The organism is Chryseobacterium sp. c4a, assembly GCF_009900745.1.
Taxonomy (GTDB): Bacteria; Bacteroidota; Bacteroidia; order Flavobacteriales; family Weeksellaceae; genus Chryseobacterium.
This window is the reverse complement of sequence record NZ_WXVU01000007.1, coordinates 105,837-131,410: the sequence shown is the minus strand read 5'-3', so window position 1 is coordinate 131,410 and position 25,574 is coordinate 105,837. Positions and strand designations below refer to the sequence as shown.

24 protein-coding genes and 1 riboswitch are annotated in these 25,574 nt (G+C 36.3%); of the genes, 11 read left to right on the top strand and 13 right to left on the bottom strand.

Translation table 11 applies throughout. The annotated features are described in order from the left end of the window. Positions 1 to 82 precede the first annotated feature (82 nt). Complete coding sequence (locus GTR01_RS11590) at positions 83 to 2,350, top strand: aconitate hydratase (RefSeq protein WP_160138002.1); 2,268 nt, start codon at positions 83 to 85, stop codon at positions 2,348 to 2,350. A gap of 624 nt (positions 2,351 to 2,974) precedes the next feature. Next, complete coding sequence (locus GTR01_RS11585) at positions 2,975 to 5,191, top strand: outer membrane beta-barrel family protein (protein WP_160138001.1); 2,217 nt, start codon at positions 2,975 to 2,977, stop codon at positions 5,189 to 5,191. 173 nt (positions 5,192 to 5,364) lie between these two features. Here GTR01_RS11585 and GTR01_RS11580 read toward each other — a convergent pair whose 3' ends face one another. The 12 genes from GTR01_RS11580 to GTR01_RS11525 all read right to left on the bottom strand — a co-directional run bounded on the left by GTR01_RS11580 (position 5,365) and on the right by GTR01_RS11525 (position 15,334). Continuing rightward, positions 5,365 to 6,075, bottom strand: coding sequence for a HesA/MoeB/ThiF family protein (locus tag GTR01_RS11580; RefSeq protein WP_160138000.1), 711 nt, complete (start codon positions 6,073 to 6,075; stop codon positions 5,365 to 5,367). 160 nt (positions 6,076 to 6,235) lie between these two features. Next, the gene (gene thiH, locus GTR01_RS11575) at positions 6,236 to 7,354 is read right to left on the bottom strand and encodes a 2-iminoacetate synthase ThiH (protein ID WP_160138091.1); all 1,119 of its coding nucleotides are present in this window, start codon (positions 7,352 to 7,354) and stop codon (positions 6,236 to 6,238) included. 11 nt (positions 7,355 to 7,365) lie between these two features. Continuing rightward, entirely contained in the window at positions 7,366 to 8,142 is a 777-nt protein-coding gene (locus GTR01_RS11570) for a thiazole synthase (protein ID WP_160137999.1), read from the bottom strand. 49 nt (positions 8,143 to 8,191) lie between these two features. Then, positions 8,192 to 8,833: a thiamine phosphate synthase gene (locus GTR01_RS11565; RefSeq protein WP_228452220.1), complete on the bottom strand. Its 642-nt coding sequence runs from the start codon at positions 8,831 to 8,833 to the stop codon at positions 8,192 to 8,194. Positions 8,834 to 8,936: 103 nt separating this feature from the next. After that, positions 8,937 to 9,524 carry a thiamine phosphate synthase gene (locus GTR01_RS11560; protein WP_160137998.1) on the bottom strand — a complete coding sequence of 196 codons (588 nt, stop codon included), beginning with the start codon at positions 9,522 to 9,524 and terminating at the stop codon, positions 8,937 to 8,939. Beyond that, a complete protein-coding gene (thiC, locus tag GTR01_RS11555; protein ID WP_160137997.1) occupies positions 9,521 to 11,332 on the bottom strand; it encodes a phosphomethylpyrimidine synthase ThiC in 1,812 nt (603 codons plus the stop codon). Before thiC ends, GTR01_RS11560 begins: the two co-directional genes overlap by 4 nt. A gap of 24 nt (positions 11,333 to 11,356) precedes the next feature. Next, on the bottom strand, positions 11,357 to 11,563 hold the full coding sequence (thiS, locus tag GTR01_RS11550) for a sulfur carrier protein ThiS (RefSeq protein WP_160137996.1): 207 nt from the start codon (positions 11,561 to 11,563) through the stop codon (positions 11,357 to 11,359). A gap of 57 nt (positions 11,564 to 11,620) precedes the next feature. Next, a riboswitch (TPP riboswitch) is annotated at positions 11,621 to 11,716 on the bottom strand. 153 nt (positions 11,717 to 11,869) lie between these two features. After that, positions 11,870 to 12,664: a hypothetical protein gene (locus GTR01_RS11545; protein ID WP_160137995.1), complete on the bottom strand. Its 795-nt coding sequence runs from the start codon at positions 12,662 to 12,664 to the stop codon at positions 11,870 to 11,872. A 58-nt stretch (positions 12,665 to 12,722) separates the two neighbouring features. After that, positions 12,723 to 13,403 (bottom strand): RluA family pseudouridine synthase, encoded by a 681-nt coding sequence (locus GTR01_RS11540; RefSeq protein WP_160138089.1) that lies wholly within the window; start codon positions 13,401 to 13,403, stop codon positions 12,723 to 12,725. A gap of 5 nt (positions 13,404 to 13,408) precedes the next feature. Beyond that, a complete protein-coding gene (locus GTR01_RS11535) occupies positions 13,409 to 13,732 on the bottom strand; it encodes a hypothetical protein (protein ID WP_160137994.1) in 324 nt (107 codons plus the stop codon). 9 nt (positions 13,733 to 13,741) lie between these two features. After that, positions 13,742 to 14,557, bottom strand: a complete 816-nt coding sequence (gene panB, locus GTR01_RS11530; RefSeq protein WP_160137993.1) for a 3-methyl-2-oxobutanoate hydroxymethyltransferase — start codon at positions 14,555 to 14,557, stop codon at positions 13,742 to 13,744. A 63-nt stretch (positions 14,558 to 14,620) separates the two neighbouring features. Further along, on the bottom strand, positions 14,621 to 15,334 hold the full coding sequence (locus GTR01_RS11525) for a Crp/Fnr family transcriptional regulator (RefSeq protein WP_045501403.1): 714 nt from the start codon (positions 15,332 to 15,334) through the stop codon (positions 14,621 to 14,623). Positions 15,335 to 15,423: 89 nt separating this feature from the next. Here GTR01_RS11525 and GTR01_RS11520 point away from each other — a divergent pair, with 89 nt between their 5' ends. The 9 genes from GTR01_RS11520 (at position 15,424) to GTR01_RS11480 (ending at position 25,008) form a co-directional block, all read left to right on the top strand. After that, positions 15,424 to 17,802, top strand: a complete 2,379-nt coding sequence (locus tag GTR01_RS11520) for a heavy metal translocating P-type ATPase (RefSeq protein WP_160137992.1) — start codon at positions 15,424 to 15,426, stop codon at positions 17,800 to 17,802. Between the two features lie 109 nt (positions 17,803 to 17,911). Beyond that, on the top strand, positions 17,912 to 18,121 hold the full coding sequence (gene ccoS / locus GTR01_RS11515) for a cbb3-type cytochrome oxidase assembly protein CcoS (protein ID WP_160137991.1): 210 nt from the start codon (positions 17,912 to 17,914) through the stop codon (positions 18,119 to 18,121). A gap of 21 nt (positions 18,122 to 18,142) precedes the next feature. Beyond that, entirely contained in the window at positions 18,143 to 20,404 is a 2,262-nt protein-coding gene (gene ccoN / locus GTR01_RS11510; RefSeq protein WP_160137990.1) for a cytochrome-c oxidase, cbb3-type subunit I, read from the top strand. An 18-nt stretch (positions 20,405 to 20,422) separates the two neighbouring features. Further along, a complete protein-coding gene (locus tag GTR01_RS11505; protein WP_076553235.1) occupies positions 20,423 to 20,623 on the top strand; it encodes a cbb3-type cytochrome c oxidase subunit 3 in 201 nt (66 codons plus the stop codon). Between the two features lie 10 nt (positions 20,624 to 20,633). After that, the gene (locus GTR01_RS11500) at positions 20,634 to 21,515 is read left to right on the top strand and encodes a cbb3-type cytochrome c oxidase N-terminal domain-containing protein (protein ID WP_160137989.1); all 882 of its coding nucleotides are present in this window, start codon (positions 20,634 to 20,636) and stop codon (positions 21,513 to 21,515) included. Between the two features lie 96 nt (positions 21,516 to 21,611). Continuing rightward, on the top strand, positions 21,612 to 23,066 hold the full coding sequence (gene ccoG / locus GTR01_RS11495; protein ID WP_160137988.1) for a cytochrome c oxidase accessory protein CcoG: 1,455 nt from the start codon (positions 21,612 to 21,614) through the stop codon (positions 23,064 to 23,066). Positions 23,067 to 23,075: 9 nt separating this feature from the next. Next, on the top strand, positions 23,076 to 23,528 hold the full coding sequence (locus GTR01_RS11490; protein ID WP_160137987.1) for a FixH family protein: 453 nt from the start codon (positions 23,076 to 23,078) through the stop codon (positions 23,526 to 23,528). Beyond that, on the top strand, positions 23,519 to 24,244 hold the full coding sequence (locus GTR01_RS11485; protein WP_160137986.1) for a sulfite exporter TauE/SafE family protein: 726 nt from the start codon (positions 23,519 to 23,521) through the stop codon (positions 24,242 to 24,244). Before GTR01_RS11490 ends, GTR01_RS11485 begins: the two co-directional genes overlap by 10 nt. 20 nt (positions 24,245 to 24,264) lie before the next feature. After that, positions 24,265 to 25,008, top strand: coding sequence for a hypothetical protein (locus GTR01_RS11480; protein ID WP_160137985.1), 744 nt, complete (start codon positions 24,265 to 24,267; stop codon positions 25,006 to 25,008). 73 nt (positions 25,009 to 25,081) lie between these two features. Here GTR01_RS11480 and GTR01_RS11475 read toward each other — a convergent pair whose 3' ends face one another. After that, positions 25,082 to 25,543 (bottom strand): Lrp/AsnC family transcriptional regulator, encoded by a 462-nt coding sequence (locus tag GTR01_RS11475; protein WP_160137984.1) that lies wholly within the window; start codon positions 25,541 to 25,543, stop codon positions 25,082 to 25,084. Positions 25,544 to 25,574 lie beyond the last annotated feature (31 nt).

Sequence of the window (25,574 nt, the reverse complement as noted above, 5' to 3'; positions counted from 1 at the left end):
TTGATGTATAAAAAAATGATTTTTCTTTTTCAAACAGAAGAAAAGGAAACATTAATGGAAAAAGAACAAAACTAAATACGATATGACTTTTGATATTGATATGATCAAAAAAGTGTATGAGCGTTACCCTGAAAGAATTGCTGCCGCAAGACAAATCGTGGGAAAACCTCTTACCCTTTCAGAAAAAATTCTTTACACCCACCTTTGGGAAGGAAATGCTACACAGGCACATGAAAGAGGAAACTCTTATGTAGATTTTGCACCGGACAGAGTAGCTATGCAGGACGCCACAGCGCAAATGGCTCTTTTACAGTTTATGCAGGCTGGGAAAGCTAAAGTAGCTGTTCCTTCAACAGCTCACGCAGATCACTTGATCCAGGCAAAAGTAGGTGCTGATAAAGATCTACAGGAAGGAATCAACAAAAACTCTGAGGTGTTCAACTTCTTAAGTTCTGTATGTGATAAATACGGAATCGGATTCTGGAAGCCCGGAGCAGGGATCATTCACCAGGTTGTATTGGAAAACTATGCTTTCCCTGGAGGTATGATGATCGGAACCGACTCTCATACAGTAAACGCCGGCGGACTGGGAATGGTTGCCATTGGTGTAGGAGGTGCTGATGCAGTAGATGTAATGGCAGGAATGGCCTGGGAGCTTAAAATGCCAAAACTTATCGGGGTAAAATTAACCGGTAAAATGAACGGCTGGACTTCTGCAAAAGATGTTATCTTAAAAGTGGCAGGAATTCTTACCGTAAAAGGAGGTACAGGATGTATCGTAGAGTATTTCGGTGAAGGCGCAGAATCTCTTTCCGCAACAGGTAAAGGTACGATCTGTAACATGGGTGCTGAAATCGGAGCTACAACTTCTACTTTCGGATATGATGATTCAATGAGAAGATACCTGTCTGCTACAGGAAGACAAGATGTAGTAGATGCAGCGGATAAAATTGCAGAACACTTAACAGGTGATGCTGAGGTATATGCTAACCCTGAAAAATATTTCGATCAATTAATTGAAATAAACCTTTCTGAACTTACTCCACACTTAAATGGACCTTTTACTCCAGACTTAGCAACTCCTGTTGCTGAATTCAGAGCTAAAGCTGAAGCTAACGGATGGCCATTAGAAGTTGAATGGGCATTGATTGGTTCTTGTACCAACTCTTCATATGAAGATTTATCAAGAGCTGCTTCTATTGTGGAAGACGCTGTATCTAAAGGAGTAAAACCTAAAGCTATTTTAGGAATTAACCCAGGTTCTGAGCAAGTGAAGTTCACAGCTGAAAGAGACGGTTTCTTAGATTCTTTCAGAAAATTTGAAAATGCAAGAATCTTTACCAATGCTTGTGGGCCATGTATCGGACAATGGGACAGAGAAGGAGCGGAAAAAGGAGAGAAAAACTCAATTATCCACTCTTTCAACAGAAACTTTGCAAAAAGAGCTGATGGTAACCCAAATACCCACGCATTTGTAGCTTCTCCTGAAATGGTAGCTGCTGTGGCAATCTCAGGTAGATTAGACTTTAACCCTATCACAGATACTTTAACTAACGAAGCTGGTGAGCAGGTAAAACTTGACGAGCCTAAAGGATACGAACTTCCGGAAAAAGGCTTTGCAGTAGATGACAACGGATATCAAGCTCCATCACAAGACGGATCTGGTGTTGTTGTTAACGTAAGCCCAACTTCAGACAGACTTCAGTTATTAGAAGAATTCCCGGCTTGGGACGGTAAAAATATTACCGGGGCGAAAGTATTGATTAAAGCGTTTGGAAAATGTACGACTGACCACATCTCTATGGCTGGGCCATGGTTGAAATACAGAGGTCACCTTGACAATATTTCCAACAACATGTTGATTGGAGCTGTAAATGCTTACAATATGGAAACTAATCACGTTAAAAATGAATTAACGGGTGAATATGGTGAAGTTCCGGCTGTACAAAGAGCTTATAAAGCTGCTGGAGTTCCAACCATTGTTGTAGGAGATCAAAACTATGGTGAAGGATCTTCAAGAGAACACGCTGCTATGGAACCTAGACACCTTGGGGTAAAAGCTGTATTGGTAAAATCATTTGCCAGAATCCATGAAACAAACCTTAAAAAACAAGGAATGTTGGGAATCACTTTTGCTAATGAGGCTGACTATGATAAAATCCAGGAAGATGATACGGTTAACTTCTTAGATCTTGATCAGTTTGCTCCAGGAAAACAATTGACCTTAGAATTCGTTCACAAAGACGGAACTAAAGATATTATCATAGCAAACCACACATACAATGATCAACAAATTGATTGGTTTAAAGCTGGTTCTGCACTGAACTTGATTAAACAACAAGAGAAATAAGAATTAATTGTTAGATCGATTAATTATAAAAGACGGCTTCAATTGAAGCCGTCTTTTTTGTCTAACGCAGATTACACGGTTCAATGCAATTCCTAAAAACGGGCAGTCATTTTATTTTTCCACCAATAATACTTTTCAGCTCAATAAGGGTAAAACATTCTTCCTGTTCCTTAATTACTGGCAGAATCTTCCTTCCCGTGACGGCTACACTTTCGTAAAAAACAATACCAGGGCTGTTGATTTTGAAGAAAAACAAAGAGCTCAATAACTTGAAAACTTTTAACCTTCTCTATATAAAAACTAATAACCATGAAAGTTTTAATTAACAAAGAGAGTTAAAAGACTGGAAGAAAGAAGCTGGAAGTTAATTTTAGCCATATAACTACTCACGATGACTATAAAGTTCTTTTAAAAAAGATAAAAACACAAACATTGTAAGGACATTATAACTTTCAGCTTTCCAGTTTCAAACGATTACCTTTTTTCAGTCTATTTTTTTAAGCTCAGACATACCTTCAATAGCATTATGATGAGGTATGTAATTTTAAAAATCAGTAAAATCATCTAAGTATCTGTAACAAAGTTACTTTTTTAGCGTCTAACCGGATAGTAGTAAAAAACATTATGAAAAAAACTCTATTCGCTATATCGCTAGTAAGCTCGGTATTTGTTTTTTCTCAGGAAAAAAATAATAGCAGCACCAAAGAAAAACAAATTGACGGCATTGTTATCACTAAAACTAAAAAAGCCGTTGAACAAAAAGCAGACCGTACTGTTTTTGATTTTTCTGAACAACCTCAGCTTAACAATGGGAATGTTTTAGAAGGTATTAAAAAGCTTCCTGGTCTTGTAGCCACAGACATTGCGGGAATGATGTATCAAGGAAAAATGTTGGATGTTTACCTGAACGGAAGACCTCTCAACATTACTTCCAATGAGTTGAATTCTTTTCTAGAAAGCATGCCTGCCAATTCTGTAGAGAGAATTGAAGTTGTTACACAACCCGGAGCAGAATTTCCTGCCACATCAGGAGGAGCCATCATGAATATTATTACGAATAAAAACGCCAATAAATATTTAAGTGCTACATATTCCGGAAATTACACCTTCACCAATTACGATAAATATAGAAGCAGAACCACCAACTCTGTGAATTTAAATGCCAGAAATAAATATTTCGGATGGCAGCTAAATATAGGGCAAAATTATCGTGAAAGTATGATGAATAGCCAACAGGATATTTTATTCAATGGTAATACGGATCGATATTCTCGTGGGTATTTTGCAAAGTCTGGATTAACGTTTGATTTGGGACAAGATAAGTTATTATTGAACTACGATATTTATCACAATAATAATGATAACTATACTTTAAGTAATGGACTTGCAGATATTCGTGATATCCCTACCGCCCCTTTAAAGGAAGCAAAATTTGAATCTTTTGATGCTGCCCGTACCAATACATTGAGACAGGAAGCAGTAGTAACCTATCAAAAACGTTTTGCTGAGAAATCACAAAAATTGGATTTCCAATTTGGCTTCACTAAAGCAGACAGCAAGTTTACTCAGGATAATTTTTATCAAAAAGGAAACTATACACAAAATGGTCAAGCATTTTCACATCCCGGTGTGAACGATCTTCTTAACAACAAATCGGACATGAGGGTTGCCAATTTAAAAGTAGATTATGCTCAACCTATCAAACTATTGGACGGCGGAAAAGTAAGCGCCGGAGGTTTGTATGAAAGACAAGATTATGATACGGAAAGCAAAGGGCTAAAAAACCTTGAATATCACAGACAAACGGCTTCCACTTACCTTGAATTCCAGGCTAAATTGAAAAAATTTGATTTCACATTAGGAGCCAGAGCTGAAAATTATGACATTTACGGGATTTCAAGAAAGGATAGTTTAGGAACTATTGTTCAGAAAGATCTGACTCCATTTAAGAAATTCAAATTGTTTCCTAATGCGAGTGTACAGTATAATCTGATGAACCAGGTGTATATTGCCGCCAATTATAACAGAAAAATTAACCTGCCAAGTATTTCAGCCCTTAACCCGAATAACACCACATTCACAGGCCCAAATACTCAAATCAATGGTAATCCCAATCTTCAGCCGACTATTTTCGATAACTATGAATTGAAAATTTCAGCTTTTGATTATGCGTTCATCGGCTATAGTGTAAGCTCTGCCAGCAATCAGGTGGCACAGATCATTAAAAAAGATGGTAAAAATATTTACAATGAGCAGATTAACATCTCTAATATGAAAATTCATAATTTCAATATTGGACTTCCTGTTCCGTTTCAGATTTTTACAAAATCGATAGGTGAGATTATGAAATCGAACTTCAATCCTGACAAAATGAATTTTATGTACATTTATGCAGGATATCAGAAGCACGAGATCGATAACCTCAACAATAAAGGATTCTGGATTCTTAACTTAATGACTCAGTTGATCCTACCAAAAGATATTAAACTGACTGCAAATTACAGCTATCTAACCCCAAAAGCAGGATATTTTTACTTCACTGCAGAGAAACCATTTAGCAATAACTTAGATATCACCCTGACTAAAAAGTTTATGAACAATCGTCTTACAGTATCCGTTTTCGCGAATGATATTTTCAATGGTCAGATTATGCAGGTACGTTCTAATCCGCCATTAGGAGAAAGTGTAATGCTTAGAACGAAATACGATTCAAGAAACTTCGGAATTTCTATCAACTATAAAATTCCTACCAGAAATAAGTTAGCAAAAGAAGATGCAAATATCCTGAACCAAACCAAGAAAGAGGATAACGGCGGTGTAATGCAGCAAGGACAGCAATAAAATTAAATGATTAATAACCGAAAATGAGGCAGTAATTGTATCACTGCCTCATTTTTATTTCTATTGATTTATAATAATGAAAATTGTATCTCACGCAGATTTTTTCATCATAGAGTTATAGCCCATTAAGATCTACATGATCTGTGTGATCTGGGAGAAAAAATCTAACCCATTTAGAAATCTAACGTTTGAAATCTCCAGCTCAGCGTATCAATTAATGTTAGCTGATTAAGATTTACAGGAAGATCGGTGATGATTTTCAAGGTTTGAAGTGCCATCATACTTCCCACAATTCCCGGTAAAGCGCCTAAAACGCCTAAACTGTCACAATCTAGAATTTCTTCATCAAAAGGAGGTTCAGGGAATATATCCCGTAGATTTTTACTTCCCTTATGATTAAATACAGCAACCTGCCCTGAAAACCCCAATATACTTCCATAGATCAATGTTTTCCCTAAAGCTACACAGGTGTCATTTACCAAATACCTTGTGGTAAAGTTATCTGATCCATCTACAATAATATCGTATTGAGAAAGGATTTCTAAAACATTGAAAGCCTCAATTTTTTGTTCAATCCCGATTACTTTTACCTGATGGTTAAGGCTCTTTACGAATTTTTCTGCACTTTTTATTTTCAGAATTCCTACTTCATTTTCATTATGAATGATCTGACGGTTCAGATTATGAAGTTCTACATAATCGAAATCAGCAATCCCTATTGTTCCGACTCCTGCAGCTGCCAGATACTGAATTACGGGACTTCCCAAGCCTCCAGCTCCGATAACAAGAACTTTTGAAGCCATTATTTTCCTTTGTCCTTCCAATCCTATTTCATCAATAAAAATTTGCCGGCTGTATCTTTTAAAAATATCTTCCTGTTGCATACTAAACTATAGTGTTTGAACCATTAAGGATTATTAAGACATTTAGAATAGTTAAGATTTGCTTCGCCCTTAAGCACTACATCTCAATAAAAATCTTTGATTTCTCTCTTAACTTTCCTTATCTCCCTCACTCCTCTTAATGGTTTAAAAATTTTAAAATTTACACCCCATTATAAACAGAATCCCAATCCTTCATTACCGGATCATACCCTGATTGTTTAATCATCTTTTTGATCTCATCCATACTTCTTTCATCACTGGTTTCAAACTGTTCCAGAGATTCTTTATCCACAGCATATCCACCAGGATTGGTTTTTGATCCTGCGCTCATTGTTGTTGCTCCCAATGCTACAATATGATTTCTGAATGTTTCATTTTCTCTCGTGGAAATGGATATTTCAAGATCTTCATTCCAGATTCTGTAGGCACAGATCAGTTGTAACAAGTCTTTATCTTCCATGATAAAATTGGGTTCAATAATCCCTTCCGCCGGTCTAAGCCTTGGAAATGACACTGAAAATTTACTTTTCCAGTAGCGCTTCTGTAGATAATCGATGTGAAGTGCGTTGAAAAAACTGTCTACACGCCAGTCTTCTAGTCCAAGCAGAACTCCAAGCCCCATTTTATGAATTCCAGCCCTCCCAATTCGATCAGGAGTATCCAATCGAAAATGAAAATTGGATTTTTTACCTTTTGGATGATACTCTTTATACACTTCCTGATGATAGGTTTCCTGATATACCAATACAGAGTGTACTCCTTCTTCATGAAGAAGCTTGTATTCTGCCTCCTCCAAAGGTTGTACCTCAATAGAAATATTAGAAAAGTAGGGTTTCAATAAACGAACAGCTTTTTGAAAATAAGGAACTCCCACTATTTTATTGGCTTCTCCGCTCACCAAAAGAACATGGTTTACCCCCATTGATTTAAGAACAGCAGTTTCTATCATCAATTCCGAATCTGAAAGTGTCTTTCTTCTAAGATGATTATCAAGACTGAAGCCACAATAAGTACAAATATTTTGGCATTCATTGCTCAAATATAAAGGAGCATACAATTGAATGGTTTTTCCGAAACGTTTCTGAGTAAGAGCCCTTGTCATAGTCGCCATCATTTCCAGCTCCTGCGAAGCTGCCGGGGAAAGCAGATTCAGAAAGTCATCCATCGACCTGTTTCTTTTCAGGAGACTGGTCTTAACTTCAGATATCGTTACCTTCTCCAATCTGATCTTTATCTCATCCCATTGATATTGTTCAAAAACATCCTTAAAACTATTCATCATTCTGACTTTTATTCAAACAAAAACGAAGTTAACGGACTTGATGCTTCCGCATGATCGGCAATAGTTCCCAATCCTGATTCAAAGGCTCTTCTCCCGGCTATAACTCCTTCTTTAAAAGCTACTGCCATGTTCACAGGATTTCTTGCTACTGCAATCGCTGTATTAACAAGAACTGCATCTGCTCCCATTTCCATTGCTTTTGCAGCATCCGATGGTGCCCCTATTCCTGCATCTACTACTACAGGAACATTACTTTGACTGATGATAATTTCTAAGAAATCCAATGTTCTCAAACCTTTATTGGTTCCGATAGGTGCTCCCAATGGCATTACTACTGCTGTTCCTGCATCTTCAAGACGCTTGCATAAAACCGGATCAGCATGAATGTAAGGCATTACCACAAAACCTAGTTTCGCAAGTTCTTCTGTAGCATATAATGTTTCAATAGGGTCTGGTAATAAATATTTTGGATCGGGATGAATTTCAAGCTTTACCCAATCGGTTTCTAATGCTTCTCTGGCCAATTGTGCTGCTAAAACCGCTTCTTTTGCTGTTCTTGCGCCTGAGGTATTAGGTAAAAGATGAACATTTGTATTTTTTAATGAGTCTAGTAAATCATCCTCAGATGATTGTGCATCGATTCTTTTCAAGGCCATCGTCACCATATTGGATTCTGATGCCACTACAGAGGCTGCCATATCTTCGAGACTTCCAAATTTTCCTGTTCCTAAAAACAATCTCGATTCAAAGGTTCTGTCTGCTATTATTAATTTCTGATTATGCATATATAATTATTTATTTTTTTGAGGGCATTGTCTTTAGCGTTGTCAAGATTTAAAACATTGACAAGGCTTTTAGCTCACTAATAATGGACGGCTGGTTGGTAATCTGCCCAGAAACTGCTACTCCATAAATTCCGATTTGTTGTAAAGGCTGAATATCTTCAGATCCCACTCCCCCAATGGCAAATATTTTGGGGATAGCAACCGACTTTTCATTAAGCTGATTTATTATTTCCTGATAACCTTCAAATCCAAGAATAGGGCTGAGTTTTTCTTTTGTAGAAGTAAATCTTAATGGCCCTAAACCAATATAATCACATGATTCATTCACCCTTTGAATCACATCTGCAATGGTATTGGCCGTTCCTCCAATGATTTTATGTTTACCTAAAACCTGTCTAGCTTCTTCAATGGAACCATCGTTTAATCCTAGATGAACTCCATCAGCATCTATTGTTTTTGCCAGTTCTACATTGTCATTAATAATACAAATAGACTGATATTCAGAGCAAAGCTGTTTTGAAATTTCACAAAGGTCAATCAATTCATTTTCTGGAGCATTTTTCCAACGGATCTGTACCCATTTTATTCCGTTATCCAAGACTTTACGAATATTTTCTTCCTGATCCTTTCTTGTAATTCCTTGTGAGATGTATTGTAATTTTTCCATATTGATGATGAATGAGTTCCCCATAAAGGGGGATTACTTTTTAAAAATTGTTCACTATATCATTTCTCATTTCCGAAAGCCGCTTCAAGATGATTATTCCCTTTTGACAGCTTTACCGCAATATTGATCACAAAAGAGTATGTTTCCTACATCTTTTTAAAGCATCTAAAGGTTCCTCACTCTCCCAAATTGCACCTAATAAAGCCACTCCGTCTACTCCAAGATCAAAAACTTCCTGAATCCGGTTAAAATCAATTCCTCCTAATGCAATCAGCTTTACATCAGGGTTATTTCTTTCTTTCAAACTCTCCTTAACCGTTGATCCAATTCCATATCCTTTTTTGGAAATACTTGGAAAGAATGGGCTTATAAAAGAATATTCCCATTCTTTTTCCAAAGCATTATAGGTCGTAATATCATGAACTGAGGTTGAAATTATATCTCCATTGATAAAAGAGGTATACTTTCCCTCCTTTCGGTCTTCTTCTCTAAAATGAAATCTGGAAATCCCAAACTCTTTTCCAAGATCATAATGACTATGCAACACCAGTTGAGCATAAAATGATGCATCAATACTGCTAATAAAATGAGTCATTTCTTCCTTGTTTATCCAAGGTTTCCTGATATGAAGCAAATCCAGTCCCTCGCGAAACATTTGATTGATCATCTCTGATTCCTTTGGAATGATGGTTTCAGGAGTGATGACGAGAATCATATATAAATTTCCTTTCCATTTTCAATAAACTCCTGTGATTTATCCAACATTCCTTTCTCTGCAGATTCACGGATTTCTTGTGTAATCTTCATAGAGCAGAATTTTGGCCCGCACATAGAACAGAAATGAGCAATTTTAGCTCCGTCAGCAGGAAGAGTTTCATCGTGATAAGCTCTGGCAGTATCCGGATCCAATGAAAGATTGAACTGATCTTCCCATCTGAATTCGAATCTCGCTTTACTTAATGCATTATCTCTATATTGTGCTCCCGGATGCCCTTTCGCCAAATCAGCTGCATGAGCTGCAAGCTTATAGGTAATTACTCCTACTTTTACATCTTCTTTGTTTGGAAGACCTAAGTGTTCTTTTGGCGTTACATAACAAAGCATTGCACATCCAAACCATCCGATCATCGCAGCACCAATTCCTGAAGTGATATGATCATACCCTGGCGCAATATCTGTAGTTAAAGGGCCTAAAGTGTAGAAAGGAGCTTCATCACATACTTCCAGTTGTTTTTCCATATTTTCTTTGATCATGTGCATCGGAACGTGTCCTGGCCCTTCAATCATTACCTGAACATTGTGTTTCCAGGCAATTTTTGTCAATTCACCTAAAGTTTCCAGCTCTGCAAACTGTGCAGCATCATTAGCATCAGCAATAGAACCTGGACGTAGGCCATCTCCTAAAGAGAAAGCCACATCATACTTCTTCATGATCTCGCAAATCTCCTCAAAATGAGTATATAAGAAGTTTTCTTTATGATGATAAAGACACCATTTTGCCATAATGGATCCCCCTCTGGATACAATTCCCGTGACTCTGTTGGCGGTTAGGTGAATATATCTTAATAAAACTCCAGCATGAATGGTAAAGTAAGAAACTCCCTGCTCTGCTTGTTCTATCAATGTATCTTTAAAAACTTCCCAAGTGAGATCTTCCGGCACTCCTTTTACTTTTTCCAGTGCCTGGTAAATTGGAACTGTTCCAATTGGAACCGGACTGTTTCTGATAATCCACTCTCTTGTTTCGTGAATATTTTTTCCTGTAGATAAATCCATGATGGTATCAGCTCCCCAACGACAAGCCCAAACTGCTTTTTCTACTTCTTCTTCGATACTTGAAGAAACCGCACTGTTACCAATATTAGCATTGATTTTCACTAAAAAGTTTCTTCCGATAATCATTGGCTCACTTTCCGGGTGATTGATGTTATTTGGAATAATGGCTCTTCCAGCCGCAATTTCATCTCTTACAAACTCGGGAGTGATCTTACTTTTGGGAGTATTCGCACCAAAGCTGTTTCCAATATGCTGACAAGCCATTTCTTTTGGAACTGTTGCAAGCTGTTCTATTCTTTGGTTCTCTCTGATGGCAACGTATTCCATTTCAGGAGTGATAATTCCCTCTTTTGCATAGTAAAGCTGAGTAAGTTCTTTTCCTTCCTGAGCCACTTTAGGTTTATGATCGTAAGAGAAACGCAATTCATCAAGTTTAGAATCTGCCAGACGGGCTTTTCCATACTCTGAAGTGATTCCATCCAGAATCACAACATCTTTTCTGTCCAGAATCCATTGTTCTCTTATTCTCGGAAGTCCTTTCTGAATATCGATGGTTGCATTTTCATCGGTATAAGGACCAGAAGTGTCATAAATGGTTACCGGAGCATTTTCTTCAAAATTTCCATTGCTAAGCTTGGTAGGGCTAAGCTGTATTTCACGCATCGCTATGCTGATGGGATGAATTTTTCCTTCAACATAAATTTTCTTTGAGTTCGGAAATGGCGAACATGTAATTAAATGAGCCATAAATATTGGTATTAAATATGAGAATTATCCGCCCTGAGTGGCAGTAATGATTAAAATTGAATCGTTGTTGTTAAGGAAAGTTTCCGCCCAGGCAGACAGCGGAATAATGCGATTGTTGAGGGCTACGGCAATCCCTTTCTTTTTTCCGGGTAATTCCATAGCCAATAATGCTTCCAGGTTCTCAGGAAGTACATCAAATGTTTTTCGGGTGTGGTTGATTATAAGCTCCATTCCTAATAATTTAAATATACTTTAGGAATGGCCATTATTGTACAATAGAATGTACAGCAAAAGTCATCTACTTTTCCCTACGCTGGTATGATCCAGATCAGGTTCAAAGGGTAAAGTCTCAGTCTGTAAAAACAGACACCCCTAAAGTGTGGGACGAAGTTAGTTATTTTTTGAGAATAGGCAAAATCAAATTTTAGAGGAACAAAACGGCCGGAAATCTTCAAAGATTTCCGGCTGTAGATATTTGAAATGAAAATATTAGTTAGAATAATTCAATTAAAGGAAATAACACAAAAATAAAAGGATTTAGTAAAATACTTTTAGAGTTCCGTCAGCATTATATTGGTTAGTCCATGTTACATTCACCTCTGTAGTTTGTCCAGTATTTTCATTATAGCTCATTGTAAATCTCTTTTGAGGGTTATTTTTAGATAATGATATATTTAAAAACTCATCAAAGATCCCGAACTTCTTAAATGAATTTGGAACATTATCATAATTACTGAACTGTACTTCACTTTTCGTTTTAACTTCAACATCATTATATAGATATGAAGTTTTTGCATTGATTAAATTTCCATTATTATCATAAGTAAATCGATCTACAAGATCATAATATGTACTTCCTGGTGGATGTGTTAGTCTTTCTGTTAACTTCCCCGAGTTATCATAATGATAAATCAATTCTTCATATGCAGTATTTAATTTATTAAATACTGTACACTTTACAATTCTTCCTTGATTATCAATTTCAAATACCTTTTTTTTAAGTAGAGTTACATTTACTCCATTAGAGGATGAAACATAGTCAGTAGCCGTAATTAGATTATTGTTATAAATAACATTAGTATAAGCTCGATTTGAAAGCACATAAACAAACCCCGTTTCTTGAGCAGCAGATATATATCCTCCTACTTTTTTGCTTACCCTATTCTGAGTATCATATTCAAAATAGTAGTTAGGATCATTTTGTTCTGTGGCGGGATACATAAAAGGAAAATACCACGATACTTTATTTACATTCCCAACTACAATCTCTTTTTCTTGCTTTTGTTCCGTCTCAATTTCATCATTACTACTAGAGCAAGATGTAATAGCCAACAATATGGCTAAAAAAAATAATTTAAATTTCATGTTATAGTTATAGTTTATGATATGCTTATTCTTCACAAGCTCTCCAAACCGCATCATTCTGCGGAACAGGAGCTATAATTTCGATTTTTTCTTTGGTAACCGGATGAATAAACTCCAGTTTCCTAGCATGAAGATTGATCCCTCCGTCTGGATTAGAACGTGGAGAACCGTATTTTAAGTCTCCTTTGATCGGAACTCCTGTTTTAGACAATTGAGCTCGAATCTGATGATGTCTTCCGGTTTCAAGATCTATTTCAAGAAGAAGATAATTGTCCAAGGTTTTGATAACATGGTAAGTCAGGATTGCTTCTTTGGCTCCTTCTGTAGCTTTTGGGAAAACAATGGCTTTATTATTCTTTTCGTTCTTCTTTAAATAATGAACCAGTCTCTGGCTTTGTGGAATCATTTCTTTACCTACAACCGCCCAATACGTTTTTTTAACTTCTCTATTCTTCACCATTTGGGTGAGACGAGAAAGCGCTTTCGAGGTTTTGGCATAAATTACCAAACCGGAAGTAGGACGGTCTATACGATGAACCAAGCCGAGAAAAACATTTCCCGGCTTAGTATCTCTTATTTTAATAAAGTTCTTTATAGATTCCAATAGTGATTCATCACCGGTCTTATCGCCCTGTACAAGCTGACCGACCTTTTTGTTCACTACCAGAAGATGGTTGTCTTCATATACAATCTGCTCCTTCATTATTCAGTCTACCTGTTTCTGTTTCTATTTGACATTGAAAGAATAATCCCCGCCAAAAGACCAATCGTTTTAAGCATCGCCAATCCTGAGCTATCCGGAAGAAATGCACCAATTACACAAACTCCTGCAGCAGCATACATACCGTACATAAAGTTTTTATTAGTCAGCATAGGTGCCTGCACAAAGAAACTCGCTCCTATCAAAATATAGAAGACCTTTCTGGAAAGTAATTGATTGATATCAGGTGAAAATAAATTGAACCAGCCAACGGCTAAGCAGATCAATGCTGCAATAGATAAAACTCCCTGAATAGATTGTTGTTGATTTTGCATGAATTAATTTTAATAACTTTCGTTTTGGTTAGGGAACTCTACGCTCTTCACATCTTTTACATACTGAGACACTGCTCCGGTAATTTCTGTGTAAAGATCAAGATATCTTCTTAAAAATTTCGGGCTGAAACCTTTGTTCATTCCCACCATATCATGATACACTAAAACCTGACCATCACAGTCTGCTCCGGCTCCGATTCCAATGGTTGGAATAGAAATACTTTCAGTCACTTTTTTAGCAAGATCAGCAGGAATTTTTTCCAACACTACAGAAAAACATCCTAATTCTTCTAAAAGTTGTGCATCAGCAATTAATTTTTCTGCTTCTGCTTCTTCTTTTGCTCTTACTTTATAAGTTCCGAATTTATAAATTGACTGTGGAGTTAATCCTAAATGTCCCATTACAGGAATGCCAGCATTAATAATCTTTTTAATAGATTTTGAAATCTCTTTTCCACCTTCAATTTTCACTGCATGGGCACCTCCTTCCTTCATCATTCTTACTGCAGATTCTAATGCTTTCTCAGGATTACTCTGATAAGTTCCGAATGGTAAATCTGCTACCACCAAAGCCCTGTCAGTACCTCTTACCACACTCTGTGCATGATAGATCATTTGGTCTAGTGTAATCGGTAATGTAGTTTCAAAACCTGCCATTACATTTGCTGCAGAGTCTCCAATCAAAATAGCATCTACTCCACCTGCATCTACCATCTTTGCTGTGGTAAAATCATAAGCAGTAAGCATTGTTATTTTTTCCTTGTCGAATTTCATTTTACGCAAGGTTTCAGTCGTAACTTTTTTAATTTCAGAGTGAACAGACATAATTTATCTATTTTTTAAAAGTTAAAAAGTCGGCCATTGAGCCGACTTAAGTTTTTATGATTTTTATAAAACTACGTGACCGAGTTTCATGAGTTTGTCGTGATTTAGAATCTTAATATTTCGTCCATCAACTTCTATCAGATTATCCTGTTTGAATTCAGAGATCAAACGGATAGCACTTTCTGTAGCTGTTCCGATAATATTGGCAATTTCTTCTCTTGTCAAAGAAATTTTAATAAAACCTTCCGGATCTACGCCTAATTTTTGTTCTAAAAGCAGCAATATTTCAGCCAGCCTTTCTCTTACCGTTTTCTGGGCAAGGAACGTGATGGTGTTAGAAGATTCTCCTAATTCGTAAGAAATTTTTTGAAGCATTACAAAAGACAATTGTGGATCTACCTCCAAAAGATACATAAAGATATCTGCTGGTAAGAAAACACACTCAATGTCTGTCATTGCTTCTGCTTTGGCTTGGAAATTTTCCCCGCAAAGCAAAGAACGATAGCCGATAATATCCCCTTCTTTGATAAATCTTAAAATCTGATCTTTCCCAAAAGCTCCTGATTTTGAAAGTTTAGCGGCTCCTTTTTCAAGTACGAACACCCCTTTTGGTGTTTCCCCATCCTCGAAAATAGTATCGTGTTTCTGAAAACTCAATCTTTTTTTACCGTTAATATATTTTTCAAAATCTGCGCTAGAAAGTCTTTCCTTAAATGATTTATCATTAAAAACTCTGGCGAACCTCTCTTCAATTGCTATCTGTTGTTCCTGCGGCATTTTATATGATATTTATCACAAAAATAGAACTTTTTAACTCGATAAACAAAAAAAATTGTTATAATTTTGTAGTTCAATAATTTAGGGAGGTGAGCGAGAACTGTTTTCATTGTGGTCAAGGTATAGAAAAAGAGAGAATTTTGTTTGACGAAAAGACTTTCTGTTGCAATGGCTGTAAGTCTGTTTATGAAATTCTGAATACGAATAATTTAAGTAATTTCTATGAACTTAACAAAGGGGCAGGAATTCGTCCGAGTGATGAAAGTTCTACCCAGTTCGCTTATTTAGATACTCCTGAAATATTCGAAAAAGTTACAGATTTTTCTGAAGGAAACACCAGTCTTGTCACATTCAAAATTCCGGTAATACATTGTTCTTCATGCATCTGGTTATTGGAAAGCCTTCACACCCTGAATCCTTATATTAAGTATTCGCAGGTGAACTTTACAAGAAAGACCCTACAGATCTCATTCAATCATAAAGAATTGAAATTAAGCGAACTCGCTAATTTCTTAACAAATTTAGGATACAAACCTGTAATCAGTCTTGAAACGGCTGAAAAAAATGTTGATCATCTTGATAAATCACTTCTTGTAAAATTTGCCATTGCAGGTTTTGCTTTCGGAAATGGGATGTTTTTAGCATTCCCTGAATATGTAGGTGGTGAAGATTACTGGATGGAACATTATAAAGGTCTTTTCAGAGTATTGATGTTCTTATTAGCATGCCCTGTTGTATTCTACTCCGCTTCAGATTATTATAAATCTGCCTGGTATGGATTAAAAAATAAAATCGTCAACATTGACGTTCCTATTGTATTAGGTATATTTGTCCTTTTTGGAAGAAGTATTTATGAGGTAGCAACAGAATATGGCCCGGGATATTTCGATACCCTTTGCGGTCTTCTATTCTTTATGCTAATGGGTAAACTTTTCCAAAAAAGAACATACAGTGCCCTTTCTTATGACAGAGATTACAAATCATTCTACCCTATTGCTGTAACGAAAGTAGATTTTGATGGAAAACAGGACAACATTCTTCTGTCTGAAATAAAAGTTGGTGATAGAATTTTAGTTAGAAACCAGGAAATCATCCCGGTAGATGCCATTCTTATCAATGGAGAAGGAAATATTGACAACAGTTTCATCACCGGAGAAAGTGAAAGCATCAGCAAACAACCCGGAGATAAAATTTTCGCCGGAGGTAAACAAATAGGATCATCCCTTGAACTGGAAGTGATTAAAGACGTAGATCAAAGTTACCTTACTCAGCTTTGGAACAAAGAAGCTTTCAAGAAACATGAAACAGGTCTTGACACGCTAACCAACAACATCAGTAAATATTTCACATTCATCATCTTAGGTATCGCGCTTATTTCTGGAATCTATTGGGCATTTATCGATTTAGAGAAAATGTTCCAGGTTGTTTCAGCAATTCTGATTATTGCCTGTCCTTGTGCGCTTGCGTTATCAGCACCCTTCACTTTCGGACACATTATGAGGATTTTAGGTAGAAATAAATTCTATGTAAAAGATACTTTAACGATTGAAAAAATAGCAAAACTAGACACCATTGTTTTTGATAAAACCGGAACCATTACCCACAGAAAAAAATCAAATATTAAATATCAAGGTTCTGAAATCAATGAATTTGATCAACTGAACATCAAAACATTATTAAAAAACTCAAACCACCCTCTTTCAAAATCACTTTACGAATTTATCGAAGTGAATGATGATTATTTCCCTGTCGAAAACTTCCAGGAAATTTCAGGAAAAGGATACGTTGCAAACGTAAGAGGAAACGTTTATAAAATTGGATCTGCACGTTATAACAATCAGGAACCTAAAAATCTGGAAACAGCTGTCTACATTAGTAAAAATGAAGAGTTTTTAGGTAAATTTATCTTCAAGAATGAGTACAGACCTAAACTTAAAGATTTATTCCATAAACTTACCAACTACAAAATATTTATTCTGAGTGGAGATAACTCCTCAGAGGAAAACCAGCTTAAAGAGCTTATTCCAAATTACAAAGGAATGGCCTTTAATCAAAGCCCGGAAGACAAACTCAATTACATCAAAAACCTTCAGGATCAAAACATGAAAGTAGCGATGCTAGGCGATGGACTTAATGACGCAGGCGCACTAAAACAGAGCAATGTAGGTATTGCGATTGCTGATGACACCAATAGTTTTACTCCTTCTTCCGACGTGATCATGAATGGTGAAAAAGTAGTGACTTTAGATAACTATCTTAATGTCTGTAAAGGCTCGATCACAATTGTGAAAATGACATTTATAATCAGCTTTCTTTACAACATCGTTGGGTTAAGTTACGCAGTTACAGGACACATGCATCCGCTTTTTGCGGCTCTCATCATGCCTGCAAGTTCTATAACAGTAGTTACATTCACGACAGTTTCAACTTGGATACTAGGTCGCAAATACTTCAAAAAACAGGCTTAAACCCGCTTATTTAGACTGATTTTAAATTAGCTGAAATCGGCATTTCGTGATGAATGTCATTATTTTTCACTAAATTTGAACCCCGAAAATAGGTTAATTTTGTTGTCCAATGGATATTCTATATTTAATGATCGTTTGCAGTGTTTCTTTAGCTGCGATCTTCCTGGTCGTATTTATAGTGTATGCTAGAAAAGGACAGTTTGAAGATGATGAATCTCCTGCTGTCAGAATCCTTTTCGATGATGAAGTCAAAGAAAAAGATAAAACTGGCGACAAAGATAAAGACGAAAAAGAAATAGGAGAAAATAATAAAAATTGAGAAAAATAGTGAATAGTTGATATGGAAACACAAAAGTTTAGTTATGACAATAGTATTGTCCGTGCGTTCCTCTATGCAACCATTATCTTTGGTTTCATAGGATTTACGTTCGGGCTTACGGCGGCATTAATGCTTTTCTACCCGGAATTACCTGAATTCTTATTCGGTACAGATGATACAACCATTAAAAGTTTAGCATCCGGTAATATCCAAGGGTTAATAAACACTCATGGAGCGTTTGGTTTTGGTAGAATCAGAATGTTGCACACCAATACCGTAATTTTCGCGTTCGTGTGTAATATTGTTTATGTAGGGGTATACTACTCTACGCAAAGATTATTGAAGACAAGAATGTATAGTGATACATTATCTTGGATTCACTTCTGGACATGGCAATTTATGATCGTTGCTACGTTCATTACATTCTTTATGGGTATTAATACTTCTAAGGAATATGCTGAACATGAGTGGCCGATCGATATCCTGATTGCATTCTCATGGATCATTTTCGGGGCCAATATGATTCTCACTATTTCAAAGAGAAGAGTAAGACACCTTTATGTTGCTATTTGGTTCTATCTTGGAACTTGGGTAGCAGTAGCAATGCTTCACATCTTCAACAACCTTGAAGTTCCATTATCTTTCTCTGGCTGGAAATCTTATTCTGCATATGCAGGAGCAAAAGATGCCATCGTACAATGGTGGTATGGTCACAATGCGGTAGCATTCGTATTGACAACTCCGGTTCTAGGTTTAATGTATTACTTCTTACCAAAAGCAGCAGACAGACCTGTATTCTCGTATAAACTGTCTATTATCCACTTTTGGTCACTAATCTTCGTATATATCTGGGCTGGTCCTCACCACCTTCAGTATACCGCTCTTCCAGCATGGGCACAGGCAGTAGGAACTGGTTTCTCTATCATGCTTATTGCACCATCTTGGGGAGGAATGTTAAATGGTCTTCTTACATTAAGAGGAGCTTGGGATAAAGTAAGAGAAAATCCTATCCTTAAGTTCTTCGTAGTTGCAGTTACTTGTTATGGTATGGCAACATTTGAAGGACCGCTTTTAGCAACTAAAAACATCAACAAAATTGGTCACTTTACGGACTGGGTTATCGGTCACGTACACTTAGGAGCTCTTGGATGGAATGGTTTCATGGCATTCGGGGTTATCTATTACTTGGTACCAATTATGTGGAGAACAAAAATTTGGTCTGTAAAATTAGCTAACTGGCATTTCTGGTTAGGTACTTTAGGAATCATTTTCTATGCAGTGCCAATGTATATTTCAGGATTCACACAAGGATTAATGTGGAAACAATTCAACCCGGACGGAACATTATTATGGAAAAACTGGTTGGATACAGTAACAGCGATTATTCCTTATTTTAAAATGAGATTCTTAGGAGGTTTATTCTATATTTCTGGAGCCATCCTAATGATCGTTAACGTAATTGCTACAGTAAGAAAAGGATCATTCCAAAAAGAAGTTCCTGCTGAAGCACCTGCATTAGCAAATATCGGAAACAAACGTAAAGAAGGAGAAGGATTCCACCTTTGGTTAGAAAGAATGCCATTACTTTTAACAGTATTATCATTGTTTACTATTTCCATCGGAAGTATGGTAGAAATTATTCCTACTCTTACTCTTAAGAAAAGTGTACCTACTATTTCTGCGGTAAAACCTTATTCACCACTAGAACTTGAAGGTAGAGATATTTATATTCGTGAAGGATGTAACGCTTGTCACTCTCAGATGATCAGACCGTTCAGAGATGAGATTACAAGATTCAACGGTAAAAACGGACAGTATTCTAAGGCTGGAGAGTTTATCTATGACAGACCATTCCTTTGGGGATCTAAGAGAACTGGACCGGATTTACATAGAGAAGGTGGTAAAAACCCAAGTTCTTGGCACTATAAGCACATGTATAACCCAAGATCTACATCAGCAGGTTCTATCATGCCTCGTTACCCTTGGTTAATTGCTACTAACTTAGACAGATCTAAAATGGTAGATAAGATGAAGCTAATGAAGAATACATTTGATGTACCTTATACAAAAGCTCAAATTGATTCTGCAGATAAGTGGGCAAACAACCAATCGGCAAAAATTGTAAAAGATATCTTCTCTGAAGCAAATGACTTGAAAGAAGCTTATGCTAAGAGACCTCAGGGAGAATTAGAGAAAAAAGAAATTATCGCTCTTATTTCTTATCTTCAGAGATTAGGAACTGATATCAAAACAACCGAAATTAAAACAGCAAGTAATAACTAAAAACCTTAAAAGATCAGTATGATTCCTCAGAATTTTAAAGATATATTATCCAATACAGAAAATGCTGGCTTCTACCAGACACTGGCTCTGATTTTCTTTATGCTGTTCTTCGTTGCTCTGATAATTTATGTTTTTAGCAAGCCTAAGAAATATTATAAAGAGGAAGAAGAAGCTCCCCTTGGAGAGGATGAAGACGACGATTTTAATTTAAAAAATTAAACTATTTTTTATGAAACAAAGAACACCTGTTGTTGTAAACATCTTGATAATAATCGGACTTTTAATAGTTTTTTATTATTTGTTTGTGCAGAGCTACGCGTTCCTAGCTTCGCCTTACTTCTGGGGAACTGTTGTGATTGCTGGTATCCTGGCATACATCCACAGTGCTATTGGAGATTTGATTGAAAACAACAAATTCAAAAAATTATCTCCGGAAGAGAAAGCTGCTTATTTGGCTGAAAAGAAAATTCCTTTCTTCAAAAGAATGTACGCTGCCGCTTTCAAAAAGCAATCTGATACAGAAGAAAAAGATATCCTTATCGACCACGGTTTCGATGGAATCATGGAGTTGGATAACCAATTACCAAAATGGTGGGTAGGTTTATTCTATTTTGGGACTGCTTTTTGTATTGTATATATTGCAGCTTATTCATTTACAGATTTCGCTCACCCGTTAAGCGAATATGAAAAAGAATATAAAGAGCAATTGGCAAGTATTGCAGCTTATGAAGCAAGCCAACCTCCTGTAACGATTGAAACAGCTAAGTATTCAGCTGATAATATCGCAGAAGGTAAAGAATTATTCAAAACAAACTGTGCATCTTGTCACAAAGAAGACGGTAGTGGAGGTATCGGTCCAAACTTGACTGATAACTTCTGGATCAACCAGCCAGAGAAGACGTTATTTAAAAACGTATTCCACATGGACTGGAATGGTTCTCCTACTAACCCTGCGATGAGAGCATTTGGTAAAAACGGAGAAGTTTCTGGAGCTGAAATTGAAAAGATTGCAGCTTATGTATATCACATCAACCAGGAATTACCACCAGTGACTCAGGCTCAAGGAGGAGCTGCTCCTCAAGGAACTGAAGCACATTGGGAAAAAGAATAATTTAGAAAAATTAGAAACATATGAAAAAAACATAATTTGTTATTACCTTAAAAATAGTAACGAATTATGTTTTTTCTTTTTTAAACACATTACAATATGTCAGACATAGAAGAAATAGAAGTACGAGGCGGACAGGGACAGGTTCTGGACCCTGAAACTTACAGAGATTCTATAGGGACAATGGAGCAATCCGGTAAAAGAAGATGGGTATTTCCAAGAAAGCCAAAGGGAAAGTACACCAACTATAGAAACATTGTAAGTTATCTACTATTAATTATTTATTTTTCATTACCATTCATCAAAATCAATGGCAACCCATTGTTGATGTTTAATGTTATAGACAGGGAATTTTTCATCTTTGGACAGCCTTTCTATCCACAAGACTTCTTTATCCTGACTTTAGGTGCTATCGCATCCTTAATCTTTATTATCGTTTTTACGATTGCATTCGGAAGAATTTTCTGCGGGTGGATTTGCCCTCAGACAATTTTTATGGAATCGATCTTCCGTAAAATCGAATACCTGATTGAAGGTGACCGAAACAAGCAAATGAAGCTGGACAGACAGGAGTGGAATAGCGATAAAATCTGGAAAAGAAGCTTAAAATGGTCTGTTTACATCATTATCTCATTAATCATTACTCACTTTATGTTTATGTATATTGTGGGCTATGAACAAGTTTTTAAAATCGTTTCTGAGGGGCCATTTACTCATCCAACCAATTTTATCGTAATGATTCTTCTGACTGCTGCATTCTACTTTGTATTTGCATGGTTTAGAGAGCAGGTATGTACACTGGTTTGTCCATATGGAAGACTTCAAGGAGTATTAATAGACAAAGACACCATCAATGTTTTCTATGACTTCAAAAGAGGGGAAGGAAGATCAAAATGGAGAAAAGGAGAAGACAGAAAAGCCGCAGGTAAAGGAGACTGTATCGATTGTCAACAGTGTGTGGTAGTATGTCCTACAGGAATTGACATCAGAGACGGACAACAGCTGGAATGTATCAACTGTACTGCATGTATTGATGCCTGTGATGAAGTTATGGAAAAAGTAGGCCTTCCTAAAGGGCTGATCCGATATGCTTCTGAAAATGAAATTGAGAAAGAAACTCCGTTTAAGTTTACAGGAAGAATGAAAGGCTTCAGTATATTCCTATTCCTTTTGGTAGGATTCTTAGGATATCTATTATACAGCCGTGGTGAAATGGAGGCTAAATTCATTAAGCCAGCAGGAAGTACATTCTTTGTGAAAGAAGGAAAAATTATCAATACATATAATTATACCTTCCTGAATAAGACCAATGAGAAGAAAATGGTTACCATCAAGGTAATTGCACCTGCTCATGGAGAGATTACGTATAGTGCTTCAAGTAAAATTCCTGTAGACAGGGATAAAATTTCTAAAGGAACTATTAATATCAGTTTCCCGGAAGATGAAATGAAGTTATCTAAACAAAACATTACGATCGGGGTTTATGACATGAAGGGTAAACTTATCGATTCTTACCAAACTTATTTTGAAGGACCATTCAAACTGCAATTTTAATTAGAAAAAATGAAGAACTTTAGTTGGGGACACGGTGTTGTAATTGCATTAGCAGCATTTATTATTTTTATATTATCCATGATGTTCCTTTTCCCGAACGGGCAAAAGAACTCGGAAATGGTAACCGATAATTATTACGAAGAGGAATTACAATACCAAGATGTAATTGATTCCAAAAAGAGAGCTGATGAACTACAGGAAAAACCTGTATACAGTCAGGATACTAATGGAATTAAAATCACTTTTCCAAAAGATTATAACAATTCAAATACTACGGCAAAATTTGTTTTAAACAGAACCGACGACCAGAATTTAGACATCAAAAAACCTGTACAGCTTGACGGCAACCAATCTTTTTTAATCCCTGCACAAGTATTAAAAATGGGGAATTATACTTTAAGACTGAGTTGGACGAAAGACAAAACAGACTATAGAATGGATTATGATGTGATATGGAAATAGGACTTATTGTATCGGCTATTGCCTTAGGCTTTGCTTCCGGTTTTCACTGTATCGGAATGTGTGGGCCTATTGCTTTATCGATGGGATTAACTAAAAAACAGGCAGCTAATTTTTATCTTCAGAATCTTACCTATCAGTTCGGAAGGATTTTCACCTATTCTTTATTAGGTGCTCTCCTTGGAATTGTAGGCCAGGGATTTGAAATGGCCGGATTTCAGAAGTATCTGACCATTATAGCTGGTGTATTGCTTATTATTATGGCATTATTTTCATTTGGCGGAAAAGATTTTGCTTCAAAAATTCCTTTTCTATCCAAGTTTTTATATTCTGTAAAGTCAAATTTAGGACGAGTACTGCAAAAAGCAGATTACCGTTCGAGGTTTACAACCGGGATTCTTAATGGCTTCTTACCCTGCGGAATGGTTTACATGGCTCTTACGGCAAGTCTTGCAGGTGGAGGAATATGGCAGGGAGCCTTATATATGGCTTTATTTGGTCTGGGAACCCTTCCGTTCATGTTTGCCATTGTTTTGGCCGGAAATCTCATGAATCAGGCCTTCAGAACAAAGATTTTGAAAGCAGTTCCGATCATCATGATTATCCTGGGTGGACTTTTTATCCTTAGAGGCTTAGAGCTGGGCATTCCTTATATTTCTCCCAAAGCTGAAGCGATGACCATTTCCAAAGATCCAAATGGAGCTGTTAACTGTCATTAATTAGAATTTTACCCCTATTTATGAAGAAAACTATTGTCTTATTTTTAATAAGTCTGTTTACCTTACAATCATGCAGTATCAATACAGAAATGCTTTATCATAAAGATGCTGCTTCGTCTGCAATTATGGATATTGATACCAAAGAATTTATGGCAGAAATGCAGGCTATGACTCCTGATTCGTTAAAGCAGGAAAAGTTCAAGGATATGGATCGTTTTCCAACAGTCTGGACAAGTATGCATGATATAATAAAGAAAGAAGGAAAACTGAAAACTGAAAATCAGGACACGATCAGAATCCTGAAAAAAATGTTTTTAAAATCTACAAAAGAAGATCATAAAAGCCTTCCCATCGGATTTTCTTTTAAAATAGATCACGCTACGCCTCAGGATTATGAACTCCTTAAAAATTTTGACCGTAAAGAAAAATTACCGTTTGATCAAAATTTACTGAATACCTGGGATGGCAAAACATTAACCATTAATACAGATTTTTTTAATCTTAAAAATATTGAAGAAATGCTTCAGTCTAAAGGTTCAAAAGAGGAAGCACAGCAAATGGGAGGAATGATGATGATGTTTTTCAGAAATATCGGAACTACTTTAAAATTTGAAAGTAAAATAAAATCTATTACCGGCAAGCATGACTGGCTGAAACAGGTTGATGACTATTCCGTAAGAATAGAATATGACATGAAAGCAATGAATGACAAGGAGGCAAAACTGAAAAATGCTGATAAAAAGATCGTTATTGTAACAGAATAAACAAAAATACCATAATTGCTATGGTTTATTAATTATCAATAACTAAATATCTCTTTTTGAAAATAAAAGATTATCATTCCAGAGGAAATGCTGTAACACTTTTCACCTCAGATAAGGCAAAATATGAGTGAACTGTGTTCACATGCGGAAGTAGGGATAATTTATGTCGCAGGAATAGATTATAAGCATCCATATCTTCTGTAACAATGCGAAGCAAAAAATCATAAGAGCCTGCAATTTGGTAGCATTCCATCACTTCAGGAAGCTTAACAACCTCTTTTTCAAACTCTTGAAGAACTTCAAAGGTATGAGCTTTTAAAAAAACCTGGGAAAAAGAAATTAAACTGAGTCTCAATTTATGCCTATCTAATAGGACTACTGTCTTTTTAATATATTCGTTAGCTCTAAGTTTTTTAACACGTTCATGTACAGCAGCAATTGATAAATGCAGCTCTAAGGAAAGTTGTTTATTATTTAAAGTAGCATCTTCCTGTAACAGCTTTAGCAGCTTTATGTCAATAGCATCCAATTTCATTTTGAATATATTTTGGTGGTTACACTAATTT